Genomic DNA, 291 nt, shown 5'->3' with positions numbered 1-291 from the left:
CGATCAACGACACCATCGACAAGGTCGACGTGGTTCTGAGCGCTACCACCACGGTTGGCGAAGGCGGCAATATCGTCTACACCGCCAGCCTTGTGGATAAAAACGGCGCGCTGGTGACTAACATCACCAACCCGTTGACCGTGACGTTGGATAACGGCCAGAGCATCACCATTGGTGTGAATCAGTCGAGCGGTTCCGTTTCGGTTGCTGCGCCGGATGATGTGTACAAGGGCGACCAGACCGTCACCACTGCTATCAAGACTGTCACTGGGGGCGAGCACTTCGAAAATC

Annotated in this window: 1 protein-coding gene; it reads left to right on the top strand. The window is 56.4% G+C overall.

Annotated elements, in window-relative coordinates:
* A partial coding sequence (locus tag BFP90_RS28855) for an immunoglobulin-like domain-containing protein (protein WP_176718057.1) occupies positions 1-291 on the top strand: 291 nt, incomplete at both ends.

The organism is Pseudomonas sp. 24 E 13 (assembly GCF_900004715.1).
Lineage (GTDB): Bacteria > Pseudomonadota > Gammaproteobacteria > Pseudomonadales > Pseudomonadaceae > Aquipseudomonas > Aquipseudomonas orientalis_A.
This window is presented reverse-complemented; position numbering and strand designations above follow the sequence as displayed.